This is a genomic window from Pseudoalteromonas sp. DL2-H2.2 (assembly GCF_021532535.1).
GTDB classification, from domain to species: domain Bacteria; phylum Pseudomonadota; class Gammaproteobacteria; order Enterobacterales; family Alteromonadaceae; genus Pseudoalteromonas; species Pseudoalteromonas rubra_A.
The window spans coordinates 21,969-40,267 of record NZ_JAKGBD010000009.1; the positions used below are offsets into that span (position 1 = coordinate 21,969).

Here is an 18,299-nt window from a genome sequence, read left to right on the forward strand (position 1 = left end):
TATGAAAAATCATGCCGTAGTTGTGGGTGGTGGAATATGTGGTTTGATGGCTGCATTGCTACTCAAAAGAAGCTTTTCAGAAGTGACCTTAATTGAGCAAAGCGCTGAAGTCGGCGGGCTTTTTCGTTCTGTTAAAGATGAGCTTGGCGCATATTATGATATGGGCTCTCACATTCCGAATGAAACGGGTATTGCTGAACTTGATGAAATGTTATTTGGCTCAAATCAACAACAGCTAAGCACGTGGAATGTGATTGAAAAGCTCAAATCAGGCAATTATTTTGGCGGAGAGTGGGACTTAAACTCACCATTTGCAGATAGCAAAAAGCTTGATAAGCAGACTTACCAGCAAGGTTGTGCAGAGTTAATACAATCAACTGAATTTAGTGACTCATCGCTGATTCTACCCTTTTGCAAAGAAACCCTTGGGGACACATTTACCAATCATATCGTGATCCCTATTTTACAAAAGCTATATGGCAGACACACCGACCTTTCTTCGCTCACAATGGGAGCAGGATTATTTGGCTTTACGCGTATTTTGGCATTTGACGCAGCGGTTGCCGATGTACTCAAACAGTTACCAGTATTTGATGCTAAGTTAGGTTATCAGACATTTGCACATTTTGAAGCTAGACAAGCTCGAGACAGCTCTTCAACCCCCCGTTACTATTACCCTAAAACGGAGCACGGGATCCAAACTTGGGTATCTATGCTGGCTGAGAAAGTAACAGCTGCGGGTGTAAATATCTTATGTGAAAGTAAAATTACTTCTTTAGAAATGGAAAATAAAAAAGTAAAGAAAGTATACCTTGCGAATGTTACTGAACCACTGCCGTGTGATTTACTTTTTTGGAGTGCACCGCCTTTTCTCGCATTACAAGCATTAGGGTTGCCTGTTGTACAAAACAGGCCTGAGCTCAGAACCGCAATTGTTTTTCATCTTAATTTTGATAAGCCATTAAATAATCAAGAGTCTCATTATTTGTGGGTGTGGGATAAAAACACAGATATATTTCGACTAACTTTATACCCTAATTTAAACCCAAGTAGTCAATTTAATACGCTGTCAGCTGAGATACTGTGTAAACCTGATGAAGTGGATGAATATACTTTGGATTTGGTGTTATCAGACTTGAGAGACATGAAAATGATCCCAGAGAATGCGCAGTGCATCTCTCATATCAAGCAGGCCATTCACAATACTTTTCCTGTTCCAACACAATCGTTTGAAAAAAATAATGAGCTAAACTATCAGACATTGGAAAGCAATGTTGATAACGTAATTATTTCAGGACGTTCGGGTGGTAAACAGTGGCGACAAGCAGATGTGTTGATTGCCGCATATAATGAGATCCTTGACTATATTTCAGCAGGATAAGCGACTTCTTTGCCATCTTCAAAGCGGTATAGCTGCTCAGGGTTGCAATTAAGCAGTGCAAATGGAGTATCTTTAGTAAAGCGCTCGACGAACTGATAGAGTGCTTTCATATTCACCGACATAATAAATGAACGGCCTAAACTCGCTTTTTTAAGTACACCTGCAGATAGTAATGCAGACTCTAAGCCCGAGTAATCTTCTCTATAAGCATTATTTATTGGAAAGCAGTAATGGTAATACTCACCTTCATAAATTTTGCCATTGGTTAATGTAACAGTACCTTTGAAGGGTTTATTAAAGCGATACTTCAAGCCTAACATATGCTCTATTTGCACAATGACAGTTGCAACCCTTAATCCAATACCTTGCAAAACGAGTGTGCAGTCTTGTTCGATTAGTCGTGAAAAAGTCGAGTCAGGCCCAAACGCAAAAAACTCAGGTTTACTGGGCTTACAAATAGCATCAGCATCTGGACCTAGACCACAAATTGAAAACATAGGGTGGCCCGAGCGAACAACATTGGGTTGTGTTCTAAACCACTCTGGCCAAAATCCAAGTACAGATCGTTGAGTATTCAAATCTGCATTACGAACTTTAGGAAAGTCATAATTGAAGCTCGGCATAAAGACGCCGCCGCTTTTACCTAACACATTTTGAAAACAGCTTAGAAGTACATTCGGTAAATAGGCGACCTTTACACTTTCAATTTTACCCAATGTAAACAATGAAGAATGTATAAAAACGCTGTTACTTTTATGTAGTTCTAACTGTTCTAGAACGCCTGTAATTTGCTCTTTGGTGATTGTTTTCATAAAAAGTCTTTATTATCAAATGCAGCTTTGACTTCATCATAGATGGCGTCAATTCTCTGTGAAAATGAGGCGTCATTCCATGGCTTACCTGAAAGGATCATCCACTCGTATTTTGCAATAAACTTTTTAAGCTTGGCTTCATCTAAAGTATCAATATGCTTGTTCATTTTCTGTTTTAGTCTATCAACAAGCTCTTTTAAGCAACGAAACACAAATACTACCTCAGGGTCTTTAAGAAGTGGCTTGAGGCTGACAGTAAGTTCTCGCTTGATTTTCTTTGCCTGTTCTCTCACTAAAGTACATTTGTGGTCGCTGTCAGGGTCACGATAAAACAAATCCATCATTGCAGCGTACTCGAAATCGAGAATAGTACCAAAGGCATCTACTACTGGAAAGTAAGGGTATATTCGACAGATCAGGGGCCGGTGACCATGAGGCTCACATAAACCTCCACAATTACAAGAAAGTAAAAAAATACTGAAAGATTTGCCATTTGTCAGATGGAATGTTCTTTTTTTAGCTGGGGTAGTTATATTCTTTATACCGCCAATAGATTTGTAGTATTCATATTCTTTCTCCAGTAATGGAAGCGATACCCCATTCTTATCAAGAATATTAAAGTACTCCCCATAAAAGTTTTTACAGCAATAACCACCACATGTTTTCCAACAAGCAGGAGCATTGACATACTCAGTGTTATAGATCTCTTTCCAATCGATGGGTTTAAACATTTTCATTCACACACAGTAACTTCACTAAACCATTAACTGTCGTAAATTGAACTGGGTCAGCATCTTCAAAATCGATATCTATGTTTAAATTGCTCTCTATCTCCATAAGCATACTTATAAACTCTAGTGAATCTAATAATCCTGATGTAATTAAACTGACATTTCTGTCTAAACCAAGCAATACAGTTTCGTCATGTTTTGAAGATAGTTTGTCAAAAATGGTTTGTTCTATGGATTTTTCTAAGCTCATGAATTCTCCAGCAATGTATGTAAAAATAATTTGTCTATCTTACCATTTGAGTTTAAAGGCATGCTGTCTAACCATACGACTCTTTTCGGAAGCATATAGTTTGGTAAAAAGCGACTAAGTTGCTCAACCAGGTTGGTCTCTACTTCTGTATCGGCGTTATCACAGATAAATAAAGCTATATATGTTGGCGCCTGCTTTGGCGTAGCTAGGCTAACAACTAAAGGGTTATTAAGAAGCTTTTTGGTGAGACTATCAATCTCTGATAGCTCAATACGATAACCTTGAATTTTAACTTGATCATCAAGGCGAGAAAGGTACTCATATTCGCCTTGCTCATTAAGTGCGACAGCATCACCACTTCGATAAAAAGTTTGATTGTGTTTCAAGAATAAACTTTTTTGAGTTCTTTCTGGATTACTTAGGTAACCATCAAACACTTGAGGGCCGTTGATCAAAAGTTCGCCATTCTGATCAATGTCAAAATTCATATGAGAAAACGGTTTGCCTATTGGCACATAGTTTTTAGTGTAATCTTGACCTAACTTGAATTCATGAAAAGAGCAAGCGATGGTTGCCTCAGTCGGGCCATATAGGTTTAATAAGGTTGCATTCGATGCCGCTTGTTGAAATTGCTCAGCAATTGCCACAGGTAGGGCTTCTCCACAGAACAAGCTCCATTTTAATGTTGGGTAGGCGCTTTTTTTTAGCATACCCAGTTTAGCCATAATAGCGGCAGTGGCTGGCACACTAAACCATACAGTTAATTCATGCTCCTTTATAAACTTTCCCGGTGCAAAAAGTGCAGATTCGGGAAGAGAGTACAAACATGCCCCACTTAACCAAGTAATGAGAATGTCATGAATTGACAAATCAAATGTAGGGTCAAAAATTTGGCTCACTTTGTCGCTTTTGTCAAGTTCTAGAAGGGTGACCATATAATTTAAGTAACTACTCAAATTATCTTTGCTTATAGGCACTCCCTTTGGTTGTCCAGTCGAACCAGAGGTGAAGAGTACATAAGCAACATAATTATCATCTCCCTGCTTCTTAGAAGCGGGGGGGCTGGCTAGCGGTTTTGCAGAAAGAGACTCAAAGCATATAAACTCTATTGACTGGAAATGCTGTGAAAGGACTTGTGCTAACTCAGAATATCTCTCAGTGTAGATAACAGTTGTCAGTTCGCTTTGTTCAATGATTGAAACTAACCTGGCCAATGGAAACTTTACACCTAATGGCACAAAAGTTTTTCTGTTTAGAAAACAATAAAAAACACTGCTATAAAATCCACTGTCTCGGTAACACAGAATGCCGATTTTGTTACTTTTTTCATAAACCTCAGAGCTCAAAGTTTGCGAGCTTTCTAATAGAACACTGTAACTTAAAGAGTTTCCCTCGCAGAATATGGCAGGTAAATGGCTGTGTGTTTTAGCTATTTGGCACAGATGCTCAGATATGTTCATTATTTTAATCATCAAATTGGCTTTGTACATATTGATATGCACTTGGCGTACCAATATCAATAAATGGCAATGTGGTTTTGTATGAGTATAAGTGGTTTATAAGCAAAGGGACGATGTCGATACTTAATTCATAAAAATGATTCTTAGAAAAGTTTTTTAAATATCTCTCATACACTTCCTTTGAAAATATAAATAAAGCACCACTAGCTAAGTTAGTCGGTGGGTTTGCTACTTTTTCATGGAATGCATTAACGACATTATCTCCATTTAACTCCACAATACCACACTGCTCAGGATGAGTAGTTTCGAATAGTAATACTGTTGCGTCACAGCTTTTAGGCCGTGCTTTGTGAGTTTTAATAAAGGCCTTCAAAGAATCACCACAATAATTGTCAGCATGAATAATTAGTGTGTCATCACCTTTCCAAAAGTCTGAATTTGTTATTAGAGTACCACCAGTACCTAGTAATTTATTTTCCTTAACCAAGGTTACTTTTTCTTTATAGGGGGAGCTTTCGATAAAAAATTCAACTTTATCCGAGAAGTAGTGGGTATTTATTAGTATATCTTCTACGCCAAGTTCTACCAGTTTTTCTAACCAATATGCTAGTAACGGCTTATTGTTTATAGGTACTAAACACTTGGGTATTTCGTTGGTGATAGGGCGTAAGCGAGTTCCCAAACCAGCTGCAAGTAAAATAGCTTTCATATAAATGACCGTGTAATTGCTTTTTCAAGGGTTGAATAAATTAGTGGTGAGTTGCCAACAGAAGCGACTTGACACGCGGCGGCTATATTGCCGATGTAGAAAGCTTGCCAAGGTGATGCATTTGCGGCTAAAGCGAGAGAACTAGCTGCAAAAAAGCAATCACCAGCCCCCGCGGGGTCCAACGCGTGTTTATTAAAAGCTGGCAGTCTATCGTTTTCCCAGTTACTGAAATCTGAATTAGGTATGTGAATCAGTATACCTTCCTCAGCTAAAGTGATTACGACATTCTTTGCTCTAGATTTACTAGCTAACTTCTGTGCCAAAATGATCAGACCGTCGTCTGGATTGCTTAAAGCCACTCGTACCTCTCGCTCAGTTGGTGTTACAAGATCCATATCTACATACCTAGATATATCACCAACTTGTGATGATGTTTGGCTATCTGCAACAATAGTAACACAATGCTCTTTACAAAGAGCAGTAATCTTATCGACTAGTTTTTGTGGCAGTATTCCATAGTTAAAGTCTGAGAATACGAGTAAGTTAGCTTTTGCTATTTTTTCTTCAACAGCTTCAAATATTTGATTTTGTAGCTCTATAGAAATTTTGTGCTGGCGTACTTGATTTACCCTTAGTAAAGTTTTACTACCAGCTCTATATCTTGTTTTTAACGATGTAGGGCGGCTGTTATCTTGAAATAAGTGTGATTCAAGCTGATAGGCGTGTATTTCGCTTTTCACATACTCAGCTGTTTTATCTTCACCAATAACAGAAATTAGGCTGACATGTTGAGCGCCAATTGACTTTATATGGCCCGCTGTGATTGCTGCACCACCTAAAAAGGTGTCTACCTTGTTTGGTGTCATAACTATCGTGGGATCTTCTTGAGATAATCCAACAGCGGTACCTTGAACATATTCGTCAACAATAACCTCTCCGATGACAATAACATTTAAGTTTTTTGTTTTCTCTAATACTTTTAAAAGAGATTGAAGAGAGAAGTTATGCCTCTGAATATATTGCTTGGCATAATTAAAATCCAAATCTATATTAGATGTTCTACTTTTTCGAATGAAGTTCTCAGGGTTGGATTCGAATTCACCAGAACCAAATATGAGCTTCCCATTAATAGCTTTTAGTACTTGTTCCTCTGGGTTATATTGCTCTTCAAACTCTTTACCTTTCACAACTATTGCCGGTTTTAATTCTTTGACCATCGCTATTGAGTCTAAATCGGTCAGAAAAGCATGATCAACGCACTCTAACGATTGAACCATCTCCAATCGGTGCTTTTCTTTAACTCGACTAGTGACGTCCATGGCTAAATCAGAGTTTACTGCGACATGTAGTTCCGTGCCGCATTCTTTGGCAAAATTAAGCAAGCGAATATGACCAGGGTGTAAAATATCAAAATTGCCTTGTACTAGTACTATTTTTTTCATTGTAGTGGTTATTCATCAATAAAAATACGTGTTAGATCATAATGACTAAGTTCGATTGGATGATTACTCAATCTTTCGAGGTTGACAGAGTTTATGGCTTGTTGCACCTTATCGTTACCTGATAAACCTAAATCATCAAAACTATTAGTTAATTGCGCTTTCATGAGAAAGCGTTTGTACATTATACGGGCTTCTTCTGCACAGCTCACGCCTAGAGCGCCATATATTTCGTTGAGGGTGTTAACCAGACGATAATCAGCTATTTGATTTGCTTTCTCTTCGTTGACTTTGAACATGTTTTGCATACACAAGGCAACTGCATGGCCGTGGCTGATATTATATTGCTGAGATATGAAATAAGATAGCGCATGTGGAGCTGTTGTTTTAGTTATATTGATTGCTTGTCCTGCAAGGTTACTGGCTTCAGCAATAGCTTGTTCAATCTCATCTGTTGGCTGAAAAAGGTATGACTCGAAGCTCTTCGATATGGTTTCAATCGCAACAATTGCATTTTTCTTACTATCGCTAGTTGCGGAATGTGACCAATAAGATTCAATAGCTTGACTAAGAGAATCTAAACAGGCTGACGCTTTTGTATACAGGGGCAAGCTGCGGGAAAGTGTTGCGTCTAGTAAGTAATATTCAGGTAGTAGTTTAGCGTCAGCAATAGAAAACTTTTTCCCCTGAACATATATTACTGCAAAACTAGTGCTCTCACTTCCCGAACCAAAAGTAGTTGGAACTACATAAATAGGGATACTTGAAGTTTTTTTGTTAGAAGTAGTTGGTGGTTCTACTACATCTAAGGTGAGTTCGCAATTCAAGTAGTACTTTGTAAGTTTGGCAATATCTATTGCAGTGCCACCGCCTATTGCTAAAATAGCAGGAAGGTCAGTATGGCGAAAAATACTGAGGGCACAGATCACTGCCTCTAAACAAGGGTTTTCACTAAACTGACTGAAACGATAGAACTTTGAATTCGTTAAATCGAGTTTATGCGTTATGTTGGTTTTCTCAAAAGATTTCCCCGAGATCACCAAAACACTATCATGTTTGTCTAATAGAGAAGCCAGTTCGTTATAGCTATTCATTCTAGTCATAGGCTAACAATGCCTCATAAATGCTAACTTACTTTCAATTGGATGTTGTGTCGGTCTGCCCAAGTTAGCCCTATGTCCTCTGCTGATAACAATTTCTAATAATGCAGGAGAACTATGACTCCAAAAAGCAGAAAGCTGAGATATTAGCTCAGCTTCAGATGAAACTTTAGTTGCAAAAACATAGCCACAAGCTCTGGCAATTTGAGTTAATTCAACAGCTAACCCAACAGTAGCTTGTCCGCCAACTGAATCATGGCATCCATTATTAAGAATGACATGCTTAAAGTTGCTCAACTGACTTTGTCCATTTAGTGCGAAGCTTCCCATATGCATAAGCGCTGATCCATCGCCATCAATACACAGCACTTGAGCATCATTACTAATAGCCAAGCCGAGTGCTATTTGGCTAGCGTGACCCATACCACCAATACTCAAAAAATCATGGCTATGTGACTGCAAGCTTTGCTCTCTAAGTTCATATAACTCTCTAGAAGCCATTCCTGTTGTGCTTACTATTTTTGTGTGTTCAGGTAAGTTATCTAAGAGGGTTTTAATAGCTTTTTCTCTGGTGAATGGATTTTCCTTTTCTGGTTCTATAGTAATAGTCGTGGGCAAGTCATTAATGAAAGTGCCTTTTTCAACTAAAATTGCAACGGGCTGAGGTTTCTGATTAATTTTATCGAATAGAGTTTCCAGCTTTTGTTCAACATTCTGAGTGCCTGGCGATAATTGAACATATGGAATATCCATAGCCTCTAACGTGGCCTTTGTTATTAATCCTTGTTTTTTATGTTGGGGTTCATCTTTTACACCAGGTTGGCCTCGCCAACCGACTAAAAGCACCATAGGAATTGAATAAACTTCAGGGTCTGCTAATGAAATAAGAGGATTATAGGCATTGCCTAGACCAGAGTTTTGCATATAAACCATAGGAATTTTACTTGTCGCCAAATGATGGCCGATAGCTAACCCTACTGCATTTCCTTCATTGGCCGCAATAATATGCTTATGCTTACCAGGTACGCTTTCTAAGTACTGAGAGAATGTACTTAACAGTGAGTCAGGTACGCCAGTAAAAAAGTCGACATCGTGCTTTGCCAGCAGGTGATGAAAAGAGCAAATTGAAATCATACTTAATTAGTCCCAGGGATCAGAGAAAGAATTTCTTTAACAGATAATAGCTCTTGCTCTGCCTCATGAGAACGATCATGTGTCAATATACTCAGCGCGGTATTTTGCATTGCTGGATAAGCAGCACGAAGCATCTGATTTGCATAGATTACAACATTCACGCCTACCTCTGAAAGTGCGGAAGCGGTAACTTCGTTAAAGCTAGTGGGAACAACAATAATAGGAACACTCTCATGCGCTAGTCTAAAATGCCTACAAAAACTTATAATTTCATCTGCAGATTTCATGCGAGAGTGGATCATTATGCCATCAGCTCCAGCATTTACATATGCATTGGCTCTCTCAAGCGCATCTTCCATTCCTTGCTCCAAAATCAAGCTCTCAATGCGTGCAATTATCATAAACTCTTCTGTGACCTGAGCCTGCTTGCCGGCTCTAATCTTATTACTGAAAGTATCGATACTATCTTGTTTCTGAAATACGTCATTGCCAAGTAAAGAGTTTTTTTTCAAACCGACTTTATCCTCAATGATAACGGCAGATACTCCAGTTCTTTCTAAAGTACGAACGGTAAAAGCAAAATGTTCAGCAATACCCCCTGTATCTGCATCGTAAATCAACGGTTTGGTTGTAACTTCAAAAATCTCATTAATAGTGGTGATTCTTGAGGTGAGGTCCACAGTTTCTATGTCTGGCTTACCCTTACTCGTTGAATCGGTTAGAGAGCTACTCCAAAAACCATCGAACTCGACACCTAAATTGCTTTTTACATTTTCGGCAATTAGAGCACTCAGGGCATTATGAGACTCTAAGATACGTACTGGTGATTTTGTCTCGATTAACCTTCTTAAGCGACCTCTTCTTACGTCTGGAGTAGTTCCAATTTCTCTTAGGCTTTTATTCAAATTTGATGAAGAAATACCGACCGTGTAAGGCACTTCAACTAATTGACCTCCCCACTGCTTAATACATTCAATGACTTGGGAGCGAGTTTGTTTCTGAACCCCTTGTTGCCAATCATCTCCATGTACAACAAAATCGGGCTTTAGTTTCTCTAGGTTAGGGCGGTAATCCAGAGTTTCTTGTGGTATGACACTTTTTACGCCTTTAATATTTTCTATGACATCGTAGCGTTGCGCGTAGTTCATATAAGGTAGGCGCTTATAGGAGGCAATTGCTTTATCTGTAAGCAGGCCTACAACGACTTCACCAAGTTTTGCCGCTTCTTTGATGATATTCATATGGCCTGGATGTACTAAGTCGGCACTCATACCAATATAAACTATTTTTCTCATTTTTTATCTCGTAAATTTTAGGGGTTGTATCCAAAGCGTAAGTAGTCTTGATAAAATATAGTCTCAATTATTTGTAGGCACTCATTAGACACGCTTCTTTTATAATCTTCTAATTTTTTTGCTGAACTGTGAGTTAGTGATGTGTTATTGAACAAATTTGTAAAACTATTCACCTGTGCAAGATCGATATGGATATTTTCTAGTTTACCAATAAAGTTTAAGTCATTACCAAGCTGCTGAGTTTGTCCCCAAAAGTGAAAGTCTCTTTCACTCTCATCCAACGTCATGTAGGTGATTAAAAACTCAAGCAGAGACGGCTTATCGCAGTTAATTTTCATAGCTTCTAATACTGGGCGGATATTAATATGATCCCGCTCTCCTACATTTAGCTTCAATGTTTCAACCACATACCAAGCGTAACCAGATAGAAACTTCGTTGTCGGGTGCCTTGTAAACGCAAATTTGAAGTAATCTTTATATTGACTGTCAGTGATATCAACATACTGCTGAGTAGCGCCTTGTCTAAGCATTAATTGCTCAATGTCTTTAGAACCAGTTCTTGCATTGCGACGGAAAATGGCCTTTCGTGTATTGTCTACAATCGACAGCTTAAAAATAGAGTTATCTACTTTGTAAGTTCTAAATCGAATTTCTTCTGCATTTGAAATAATAATGTTGGGCCAATACATTGAAGCTATGATAATAAAGTCAATATCATAGCTTTGGCTAATATGATATTTCTTTACTTCAAAGCCATTAAATGTACCGGCCTCAAAGCTATCTAAAAAGTACTTAATACGAATATCATTTCGGTTTTTCTTGGCGACTTCTTTCAAAAAAACTTTTGCTAATTCACCTGTGCCATAGATGGCGACTGTTGCATTAGTTGGAATTTGATCAACAGTCCAGTGTATGAACGGGTTTATAAAGGGTTGCATATTTAAGCCTGTTTCATTTCTTTCGCATTTTTTTCTGTATTGATTTCTGATTTAATCGTTGAAAAAATAGTATCTACGTGCATGTTAATAGAGCTGTTGTTGTTGTTTTCGATAATTATATCTGGACGTTTAGGTAGTTCTATTGGTATATCTTTACCATATACATTCGATTTTTTATTGCTCTTAGAGTAGAGGTTGTTTTTGTTTCTCTTCAGTAAATCATCGTCAGATACTTTTACGAATACTTCTAAATAATTTTCAATATTTGTTCTGTTCCAGTCTCTGATTTCGTCAAACATGGCTACTGTCGCTACGATTGCGATTGTGTTTTGGCTCGCGATTAAATTGGCAAGTCCAGAGTAAACGTACGCTAATTTCTGTCTAGAGGCTTTGTCGTAACCTGGGTTATCTAACACGCCGCGAAGTTCATCTCCATCTAACAAGTTGGCATGCAAATTTTGCGATTGCAAGGTATCGAGTAATTTCTTCGCGATTGTGGTTTTTCCTGCACCAGGCAGGCCTGTTATCCAAATAACCATAGTTGTGTCTACTTTATTTAAACTTATAATTTAGCTGCATTATTCGTACCATAAGTTATAGTTTTACTTATAAATAATCAGCACCATACATTACTTATTTAAGGTAATAAGTTGCGACTTTATTCATTGCGACAATGAACTGATCAGCAAGATCGCGACTATACTTTTCATTGACGTAAATGTTGAACGAGCGGTTTCTGGCATCTACAGCGTTTGGCGTTTTTCTATTGCCCGTGAAGTGTTCTTCGGCCCATTGCCATTCACTAATAATAAATTTGTAATGAGGATTGAGCGGGATTCCCTCAGCTTGTAAAGCATGGCAAAACTCATCTTTTTCGCAATCTAAAACTGTTAAGTCTAAATACACAGTCAGGAAAAATGGGCTGCCAACACCACTCTGTTTGTCTACATAAAATATTTTTGAATCATTGAGAAGCTCTACTAAGCGATTAACAAACTGATTTCTTTTTTCTATTGTAGTGGAAAGTCTCGCAAGTGAAGCTCGGCCGATTGCACATGAAATTTCATCGGTATTCCAATTTAGAGCTGGAAACAAATATTGATTTGGATTTCTCTCTTCGAAGTCATCTTGCCATTTTGGTTTTCCTCGATCTGCATGCGCAGTGACCATTTGGTGTAATTGTTTACTCCGAGTGTAAACTAAACCGCCGCTTCCACCTGACATTAAGCTTTTTCTACTCATAGTAGAAAACGCAGCTACATCTGCAAAGGTGCCAACTTTTTGATTTTTGTATAAAGCTCCAGTTGCCTGTGAGCAATCTTCGATGACTAAAATATTTCTTTTATGTGCCTCATAAACGATTTTATCTATATCGCAGGCATATCCGCCAAGATGAACTACCACGATAGCTTTAGTTTTATCTGTTACAGCTTGTTCTATTTGCTGCCAATTAGATTGTGTTGAGCCGGGTTTAGAGTCAGCTAACGATACTTTAAAGCCCTGGAGCGTTACTGCGTTCAGTGCGCCAGGGTCAGTGATTGGAGTCATGACGACCTCGCTGCCTTTAGGCAACTGAAGAGCCGCGAGTGCGACGAAAATTGAACCGGTACCCGTTGCAACTGCGGTAGAGTACCCTCCTCCCATAAATTCCGAAAACTCATTGCAAAAGTTTCGCTCAAATTGACCGCCGTAACCTGGGTCTATATCTAAGTGATTATAGTGGGCAATAACATCTTGAATTGCTTCTTGTTCTAATGAGGAAAAAGCCTTTCTTGGGGGAATTTGTAGAGTGACCGATGGTTTACCGCCATGTAGTGCCAACTTTGTCTGCTCATTCATTATTCTTTTCCTAAATAGGTGTGTAGCCTATTAAATGCCACTTTGAGTGGTTCAAGCACTTCTTTTTGCCAAATAACTTCATGATGTTCAGCTCCAGCAAAACTTGGTTTAGATCCAAAATTGAAACCCGGGGTGTTGAAGTATTCTTCACTGGTGGAAAAGTGGTCATTTGAGACTTGCATAAAGCGAATAGAAGGGGCGTTAGGAATAAAATAGGGTAAAAAGCTAGGACCCGTTGCAGAGCTAAGATTTATATAAGCTGCTTGATACAATGCGATACGTGTTTGAATATCAATAGATGCAAGCGGGCACTCAGTAAATACTTGCATGTGTTTAGGTAATGGCTCAGCGGATTTATAAGTGTCTCTGATCAAAATAAGGGCAAATTCATCTGTATCCAGTGTTTTTGCAAAGTCTAGCCATACATCGAGGGTTGAGTTTCTATCTTGATGAACTTCATATTCACGTATAGTAAAAGTAATTAACTTTTTACCTTCAAGGTGTCTTGAATTGATAAAAGAACTTACCAAGTTTTTTGCAATGTCGCTGGGTTCAAAAACTTCGATAGAACGACCTGCCGATTTATGCTCGTCTAGATCATCAAAGTGAACAAGGTGACCTTTATACGAGTCATTAAAGTCGCTAGGGTAGAGGTTTTTACTATTAAACTGCTTTAAAAATTCATAGACTTGTTGCTTATTGGAGAACTCAGACACGGCACTTGTCGCCTGTAAACTTCTGAAGATTGGTACAATAATATGTGTCATTCGCCATAGTTCGTCATGGTAGTCGTAGTTGGTTCTCACAGCAATGGAGTCAGTATGGTTTTGCTCTCTTGGAATGATCACAAAATGTAATTTCTTTAGGCCGCGTTTTTGTCGTTCTAACTCGGCCCTAGCGGCAAGCCACACTACATCAAAACTTGCAATATTTCTGGATAAGTCAAAAACACTGTACAGTATGTCTGTATCTGACACAGACTCTACGAGTTTTTCTTGACAAGGTTGAACGGTGCAAGTTGCAGAATTAAAAAAATAAATTTTATTCATATCAACGCCTGTTGCCAATAAATCATTGGTGATCTCATCTACGCACATTGAGCAAATGATTATTTGGTCAAATGTTAAATGACTATTTGCAAGCTCACTGAGGGTTAAGGCTTTATTATTTTCGTAGTATTGTTCACCAGATGTACAAGCATAAAACAAGTCATGTTCATCGTTTAACTCTTGGGTAAGCATGGTCGTGATGCTATTGATGCCGTAAAGCAATATTTTCATCGAGCTCTCTTATAAATATGTGAGTTAGTAATTAAGTTGAGATTTAACAACTGACTGTATATATAATAAAAAAATTTCATCAAAATTTTCATCTATTTCTCTTGGAACAAGAGATTTGTTAAGAGGAATTGAGGTATCTACCTCATTTTGAGGGTGGTTATGCTCTAAATACTGAGCAAAGCTTGCCAGTAAGTCACACTCCATATCATAGGCTCTTTGACATACATCTTGATAGGTGTCAGAAGCAGTAATTGGTACGGTTAAAGTTTTCAGAATACGGCCTGCATCAATATATTTGTTAATAACATGCAGACTAATACCAATAGGCTGTTTGTTTACAATTGACCATTTAAAGGCATCTACCCCCCGGTTCTCGGGTAGTAATCCAGGATGCGCATTTATAATTGTGTGACCATCTATAAAATGCTGTGGAATTATTTTAGCGATGACGGTTATGAAGTAATCTGGTTTATTTTGTTCGCAAGCTATGACAGAAGCAGATTCTTCATCCCAACCATTCATTTCTACGTAGTTCACACCCGCAGCTTTACAAAAGGCCTTAATATCCAGTGAAATTATCTGGTAAGGCCGCTCCTCAAATGAGCGAGTTTCATGCGGGCGTAACTTAAATGGAAATGCATAAAGTGTAACCTTATAGGATTTTGCAAGGAACTTTTGCACCATTTGGTAAGTCTTTAAATGGCCAGTTTGATAAGTAAAAATACCGACATGCATACGTTATTCCACCATTGTTATTTCTATTCTATTTTGCTTCTTTTTTGACCGGTTGTGGCGGCAGTTTTCGCGCCAGTTTTCTAGTTTGTCGATGTCATTATAAAACGTGTATTCGGATGAACGACGGATTAAAATATTGCCAACGGTTTCCTCGGTGTATTCTGAAGAAGACCAGCGTTCACAAGACTTACAAAATGGGACTTTATCCCATTGACCTGTTTCGTGGTAATGTCGGATTTTGTTGAGTTTGTCACCATTCCAAACATTGGCAACGCCCTCTTCTAATACGTTTCCAACAACATGATCTTTAAAGCCGTCTAAACAGCATAGAGAGACATCTCCATTAGTATGAATGGGCATAGTTGAATACAGCTCAGGGCATGGGCGACGTTGGCTCTGGTCTACTTGCATATTAGGGAAACTGCCATCTTCAAATATTTCACCTACACGAACAAAGTCGACAATTTTTATCCAGTATTCCACAAACTCATCTACTTGATGGAGATTACAGCCTTGTTTTGTTAGGGAAACTCCAATTCTGGGCAATGAGTTATCACCTCTGAGTTCCAACAAATTAAATAGGTTGTTTTTTATTTTATCTAAATTCTTAATTCCACGAACCTGCTCTAATACCTCTTCAGTGGTGGCATCCACACTTACAGTAATGCTGTCTACGCCTATTTCTATTAAAGAGTTAGACATCTTTTTATTCATCAAGAGGCCATTTGTGTTCATAGATATATTCATATTTCTCATTTTCATACTTTTGAGATGCACTAATATATCTTTGCTCATCAATGGCTCACTCCATAAGGTGGGGCCTACAGCTGGTTCTGCTGGCGCGGCTTCATCTAATATTTTCTTAGCATTGGCCAGCGTCATGCTTTTTTTGAGCATACCTTTTAATTCTGGGGCGTCAGGCTGTCCGTGCACAATACACATTGGACACTTTAAATTGCAGTCTGTATATAAATCCATTAATAGTCTAGGTGGTAAATGGGGCACTGGGATTTTACTTTCTTTCATAATGTTACCTTAAAGCATCTCCAACTATCTTCTTGCTTGATAGATCTTCAATCGCTTTATTTATATGTTCTAGGACGCACTCTTTACTTTTTAACAGCTCTAGATTTTATTCGCCTTTAAAGCATATATCGGCAAATCTAGAGATATCTTTATCAGACTGTACATCATTGACCCAACTATTATAAGCAGACTTCCTGCGCCGGGGGGCATGAAGTATCAGTGGCTTTTTAAATGTTCTTTGGATGGAAGGTGAAAATACGCCAGGCGCCACCATCACGTCCATTTTCAAATGCTTGTTCAGCAGTGAGCGTAGTACCATCTGCTTCGAGGCCGTCATCAGAGCGAGTATCTAATAACAGCCTTGGCGGAAGTTTATTTACAGGGTGAACGTTTGTCACTGTAATTACCTATGGCTACTTTTTGGAGCTACACAGTGCAAATAAGTAGTGAGACATTGGAAAGTAGCCAGTATGGAGTACTTCATCATTCATACTGAAGGAATAAACATTGTGGAAGTACTTTTGACAGAAAGCTTTGAAGTCAGAACCTGTCTTGCAGTTAACATGGCCTATTTTCGATGCTTTCGACGCATATTGCTGTGATTCTAATGATGGCATACCTATGATACATGTACCGTGTTCACTCAAAGCGTTTACAATGTTGCTCATAAACTTATCTTCTTCGCTCTTTTCAATGTGCTCTAGTACATCCAAAGCAAAAACCCCTTGATAGTCGTCCCCCGGTATATGATTAAGGACATCTGCAGCTTCAAAGGTAATATTGAGTTCTCTATCTGAGAATCTAGCTTTACTGCTATCTATATAAGGTTTATAAAAGTCAATAGCATGCAGGTGCTTTACACTTGGGGCAACCAGCATTGACCCGAACCCTTCTTGACAACCTATTTCTAGAACTTTGTCAAATCCGTCAAACATTTTGGCGACAAATTTATGCCTTGCAGCCACAAAGCCAAGTAATTTTGGGTCGCTTAATAAAATCGAGCTGGTATTTTTCCCTAAAGTAAACTCGTTAACTTCATCTTGACCCTCAATAGACTCAAGATAAACCTCTTTGATATCATCTGAAGAGTGTGTACCTGCAAATAAATTTTTCATTGTCTTCCTAAATAAAAGAGTGGTTAAAAGGTAATGAGTGCTCGGACAATTTTTCTGTTTTCTAGATCTTTAATCGCTTCGTTAATATCTTCTAGGGCATACTCTTTACTTATTAATGGTTCTAGATTTAATTCACCTTTAAAGTACATATCGGCAAATAAAGGAATATCTTTATCAGGTTGAGAGCCACCACCCCAACTCCCTCTGATAGACTTGCCGCGGTGAAACGCGTGAGGTTCCAATTGTATTTTTAATTCGTTGCTTGGATGAGAGGCGAATATGCACTGTCCGCCCCCATCACGTACACTTTCAAATGCTTGTTCGATGGTTTCGGTAGTACCACCCGCTTCAAGACTGTAATCAACGCCGCGCTGGTCTGTTAGGCGATAAATTTCTTGAACAGGATCACAAGCTTTTGAATTAATACAGTGTGTAGCGCCAAGCTTTTTAGCAAGTGCTAATTTTTCTTCATTTACATCAATGGCAATGAGAATCGTTGGCACTGATAGCTTCGCTGCTAATAGAGCACTCATACCAATACCACCAAGGCCAAAAATAGCGATTGACTTATTTGGCTCTGGCTTTAACTCGTTAAATACAAGGCCCAACCCGGTTGGTAAAGCACAGCCGAGTAACACCGCAAGCTTATCGGGAAAGGTGTGAGGCAGTCTAACAACCCGGTTTTCAGCCACTATGGTTTGCTCGCACAGCGTCGTCGCGCTCCCCGAGTTAATGAGGTATCCGTCATGTGGATATTTTCCGCCCGGAGCATCCTGACCTTCACCTTTGATCCAGCCTATTACGACTTTGTCGCCGACCTGTACTTTGGTAACGCCGTCACCCACCGCCTCGACAATACCAACACCTTCATGTCCAAGCAGGTGGGGCAGATACTTGTCTTCACCACGACCACCATTGACTTCCATCAACTGGGAGTGGCACAAGCCGCTGTAGAGAATTTTGACCTGCACCTGGCCTGTGATAAGCGTCGGCAGTTGAATGTTGTCAACTATCTTAAGAGGCTGACCTGTTTCAAATAGTACTGCTGCTTTCAT

General features: G+C 38.8%; 19 protein-coding genes. 1 reads left to right on the forward strand and 18 read right to left on the reverse strand.

The window, feature by feature from the left end; translation table 11 throughout:
* The first annotated feature begins 1 nt into the window (after position 1).
* A complete protein-coding gene (locus L1285_RS15395) occupies positions 2-1,381 on the forward strand; it encodes an FAD-dependent oxidoreductase (protein ID WP_235413083.1) in 1,380 nt (459 codons plus the stop codon).
* Here L1285_RS15395 and L1285_RS15400 read toward each other — a convergent pair.
* The 18 genes from L1285_RS15400 to L1285_RS15485 all read right to left on the reverse strand — a co-directional run bounded on the left by L1285_RS15400 (position 1,363) and on the right by L1285_RS15485 (position 18,299).
* A complete protein-coding gene (locus tag L1285_RS15400; protein ID WP_235413084.1) occupies positions 1,363-2,193 on the reverse strand; it encodes an AAC(3) family N-acetyltransferase in 831 nt (276 codons plus the stop codon). The genes L1285_RS15395 and L1285_RS15400 overlap by 19 nt on opposite strands.
* A complete protein-coding gene (locus tag L1285_RS15405) occupies positions 2,190-2,924 on the reverse strand; it encodes a hypothetical protein (protein WP_235413085.1) in 735 nt (244 codons plus the stop codon). The genes L1285_RS15400 and L1285_RS15405 overlap by 4 nt, the downstream gene beginning before the upstream one ends.
* Positions 2,917-3,174 (reverse strand): phosphopantetheine-binding protein, encoded by a 258-nt coding sequence (locus L1285_RS15410; RefSeq protein ID WP_235413086.1) that lies wholly within the window; start codon positions 3,172-3,174, stop codon positions 2,917-2,919. Before L1285_RS15410 ends, L1285_RS15405 begins: the two co-directional genes overlap by 8 nt.
* Complete coding sequence (locus L1285_RS15415) at positions 3,171-4,634, reverse strand: AMP-binding protein (protein ID WP_235413087.1); 1,464 nt, start codon at positions 4,632-4,634, stop codon at positions 3,171-3,173. Before L1285_RS15415 ends, L1285_RS15410 begins: the two co-directional genes overlap by 4 nt.
* A gap of 4 nt (positions 4,635-4,638) precedes the next feature.
* Complete coding sequence (locus tag L1285_RS15420) at positions 4,639-5,343, reverse strand: nucleotidyltransferase family protein (RefSeq protein WP_235413088.1); 705 nt, start codon at positions 5,341-5,343, stop codon at positions 4,639-4,641.
* Entirely contained in the window at positions 5,340-6,785 is a 1,446-nt protein-coding gene (locus L1285_RS15425; RefSeq protein WP_235413089.1) for a PfkB family carbohydrate kinase, read from the reverse strand. The genes L1285_RS15420 and L1285_RS15425 overlap by 4 nt, the downstream gene beginning before the upstream one ends.
* Positions 6,786-6,793: 8 nt before the next feature.
* Positions 6,794-7,876, reverse strand: a complete 1,083-nt coding sequence (locus L1285_RS15430) for an iron-containing alcohol dehydrogenase (RefSeq protein ID WP_235413090.1) — start codon at positions 7,874-7,876, stop codon at positions 6,794-6,796.
* Positions 7,877-7,888: 12 nt separating this feature from the next.
* Positions 7,889-9,016: a phosphonopyruvate decarboxylase gene (aepY, locus tag L1285_RS15435; RefSeq protein ID WP_235413091.1), complete on the reverse strand. Its 1,128-nt coding sequence runs from the start codon at positions 9,014-9,016 to the stop codon at positions 7,889-7,891.
* A 2-nt stretch (positions 9,017-9,018) separates the two neighbouring features.
* The gene (gene aepX, locus L1285_RS15440) at positions 9,019-10,311 is read right to left on the reverse strand and encodes a phosphoenolpyruvate mutase (protein WP_235413092.1); all 1,293 of its coding nucleotides are present in this window, start codon (positions 10,309-10,311) and stop codon (positions 9,019-9,021) included.
* A 17-nt stretch (positions 10,312-10,328) separates the two neighbouring features.
* Complete coding sequence (locus tag L1285_RS15445; protein ID WP_235413093.1) at positions 10,329-11,249, reverse strand: sulfotransferase family 2 domain-containing protein; 921 nt, start codon at positions 11,247-11,249, stop codon at positions 10,329-10,331.
* A gap of 2 nt (positions 11,250-11,251) precedes the next feature.
* Positions 11,252-11,788 carry an adenylyl-sulfate kinase gene (locus L1285_RS15450; protein WP_235413094.1) on the reverse strand — a complete coding sequence of 179 codons (537 nt, stop codon included), beginning with the start codon at positions 11,786-11,788 and terminating at the stop codon, positions 11,252-11,254.
* Positions 11,789-11,882: 94 nt separating this feature from the next.
* A complete protein-coding gene (locus L1285_RS15455; protein WP_235413095.1) occupies positions 11,883-13,088 on the reverse strand; it encodes a DegT/DnrJ/EryC1/StrS family aminotransferase in 1,206 nt (401 codons plus the stop codon).
* Positions 13,088-14,368: a hypothetical protein gene (locus tag L1285_RS15460; protein ID WP_235413096.1), complete on the reverse strand. Its 1,281-nt coding sequence runs from the start codon at positions 14,366-14,368 to the stop codon at positions 13,088-13,090. Before L1285_RS15460 ends, L1285_RS15455 begins: the two co-directional genes overlap by 1 nt.
* Before the next feature lie 24 nt (positions 14,369-14,392).
* Entirely contained in the window at positions 14,393-15,103 is a 711-nt protein-coding gene (locus tag L1285_RS15465) for a formyltransferase family protein (RefSeq protein ID WP_235413097.1), read from the reverse strand.
* A 3-nt stretch (positions 15,104-15,106) separates the two neighbouring features.
* A complete protein-coding gene (locus L1285_RS15470; protein ID WP_235413098.1) occupies positions 15,107-16,129 on the reverse strand; it encodes a radical SAM/SPASM domain-containing protein in 1,023 nt (340 codons plus the stop codon).
* Between the two features lie 227 nt (positions 16,130-16,356).
* Positions 16,357-16,527, reverse strand: a complete 171-nt coding sequence (locus tag L1285_RS15475; protein ID WP_235413099.1) for a hypothetical protein — start codon at positions 16,525-16,527, stop codon at positions 16,357-16,359.
* Between the two features lie 15 nt (positions 16,528-16,542).
* Positions 16,543-17,244 carry a class I SAM-dependent methyltransferase gene (locus tag L1285_RS15480; RefSeq protein ID WP_235413100.1) on the reverse strand — a complete coding sequence of 234 codons (702 nt, stop codon included), beginning with the start codon at positions 17,242-17,244 and terminating at the stop codon, positions 16,543-16,545.
* Positions 17,245-17,267: 23 nt separating this feature from the next.
* Positions 17,268-18,299 carry a zinc-binding dehydrogenase gene (locus tag L1285_RS15485; protein ID WP_235413101.1) on the reverse strand — a complete coding sequence of 344 codons (1,032 nt, stop codon included), beginning with the start codon at positions 18,297-18,299 and terminating at the stop codon, positions 17,268-17,270.

Coding starts and splice junctions, on each gene's coding strand:
- L1285_RS15395 (WP_235413083.1), top strand. CDS start 2: ATGAAAAATCATGCCGTAGTTGTGGGTGGTGGAATATGTGGTTTGATG.
- L1285_RS15400 (WP_235413084.1), bottom strand. CDS start 2,193: ATGAAAACAATCACCAAAGAGCAAATTACAGGCGTTCTAGAACAGTTA.
- L1285_RS15405 (WP_235413085.1), bottom strand. CDS start 2,924: ATGTTTAAACCCATCGATTGGAAAGAGATCTATAACACTGAGTATGTC.
- L1285_RS15410 (WP_235413086.1), bottom strand. CDS start 3,174: ATGAGCTTAGAAAAATCCATAGAACAAACCATTTTTGACAAACTATCT.
- L1285_RS15415 (WP_235413087.1), bottom strand. CDS start 4,634: ATGAACATATCTGAGCATCTGTGCCAAATAGCTAAAACACACAGCCAT.
- L1285_RS15420 (WP_235413088.1), bottom strand. CDS start 5,343: ATGAAAGCTATTTTACTTGCAGCTGGTTTGGGAACTCGCTTACGCCCT.
- L1285_RS15425 (WP_235413089.1), bottom strand. CDS start 6,785: ATGAAAAAAATAGTACTAGTACAAGGCAATTTTGATATTTTACACCCT.
- L1285_RS15430 (WP_235413090.1), bottom strand. CDS start 7,876: ATGAATAGCTATAACGAACTGGCTTCTCTATTAGACAAACATGATAGT.
- aepY (WP_235413091.1), bottom strand. CDS start 9,016: ATGATTTCAATTTGCTCTTTTCATCACCTGCTGGCAAAGCACGATGTC.
- aepX (WP_235413092.1), bottom strand. CDS start 10,311: ATGAGAAAAATAGTTTATATTGGTATGAGTGCCGACTTAGTACATCCA.
- L1285_RS15445 (WP_235413093.1), bottom strand. CDS start 11,249: ATGCAACCCTTTATAAACCCGTTCATACACTGGACTGTTGATCAAATT.
- L1285_RS15450 (WP_235413094.1), bottom strand. CDS start 11,788: ATGGTTATTTGGATAACAGGCCTGCCTGGTGCAGGAAAAACCACAATC.
- L1285_RS15455 (WP_235413095.1), bottom strand. CDS start 13,088: ATGAATGAGCAGACAAAGTTGGCACTACATGGCGGTAAACCATCGGTC.
- L1285_RS15460 (WP_235413096.1), bottom strand. CDS start 14,368: ATGAAAATATTGCTTTACGGCATCAATAGCATCACGACCATGCTTACC.
- L1285_RS15465 (WP_235413097.1), bottom strand. CDS start 15,103: ATGCATGTCGGTATTTTTACTTATCAAACTGGCCATTTAAAGACTTAC.
- L1285_RS15470 (WP_235413098.1), bottom strand. CDS start 16,129: ATGAAAGAAAGTAAAATCCCAGTGCCCCATTTACCACCTAGACTATTA.
- L1285_RS15480 (WP_235413100.1), bottom strand. CDS start 17,244: ATGAAAAATTTATTTGCAGGTACACACTCTTCAGATGATATCAAAGAG.
- L1285_RS15485 (WP_235413101.1), bottom strand. CDS start 18,299: ATGAAAGCAGCAGTACTATTTGAAACAGGTCAGCCTCTTAAGATAGTT.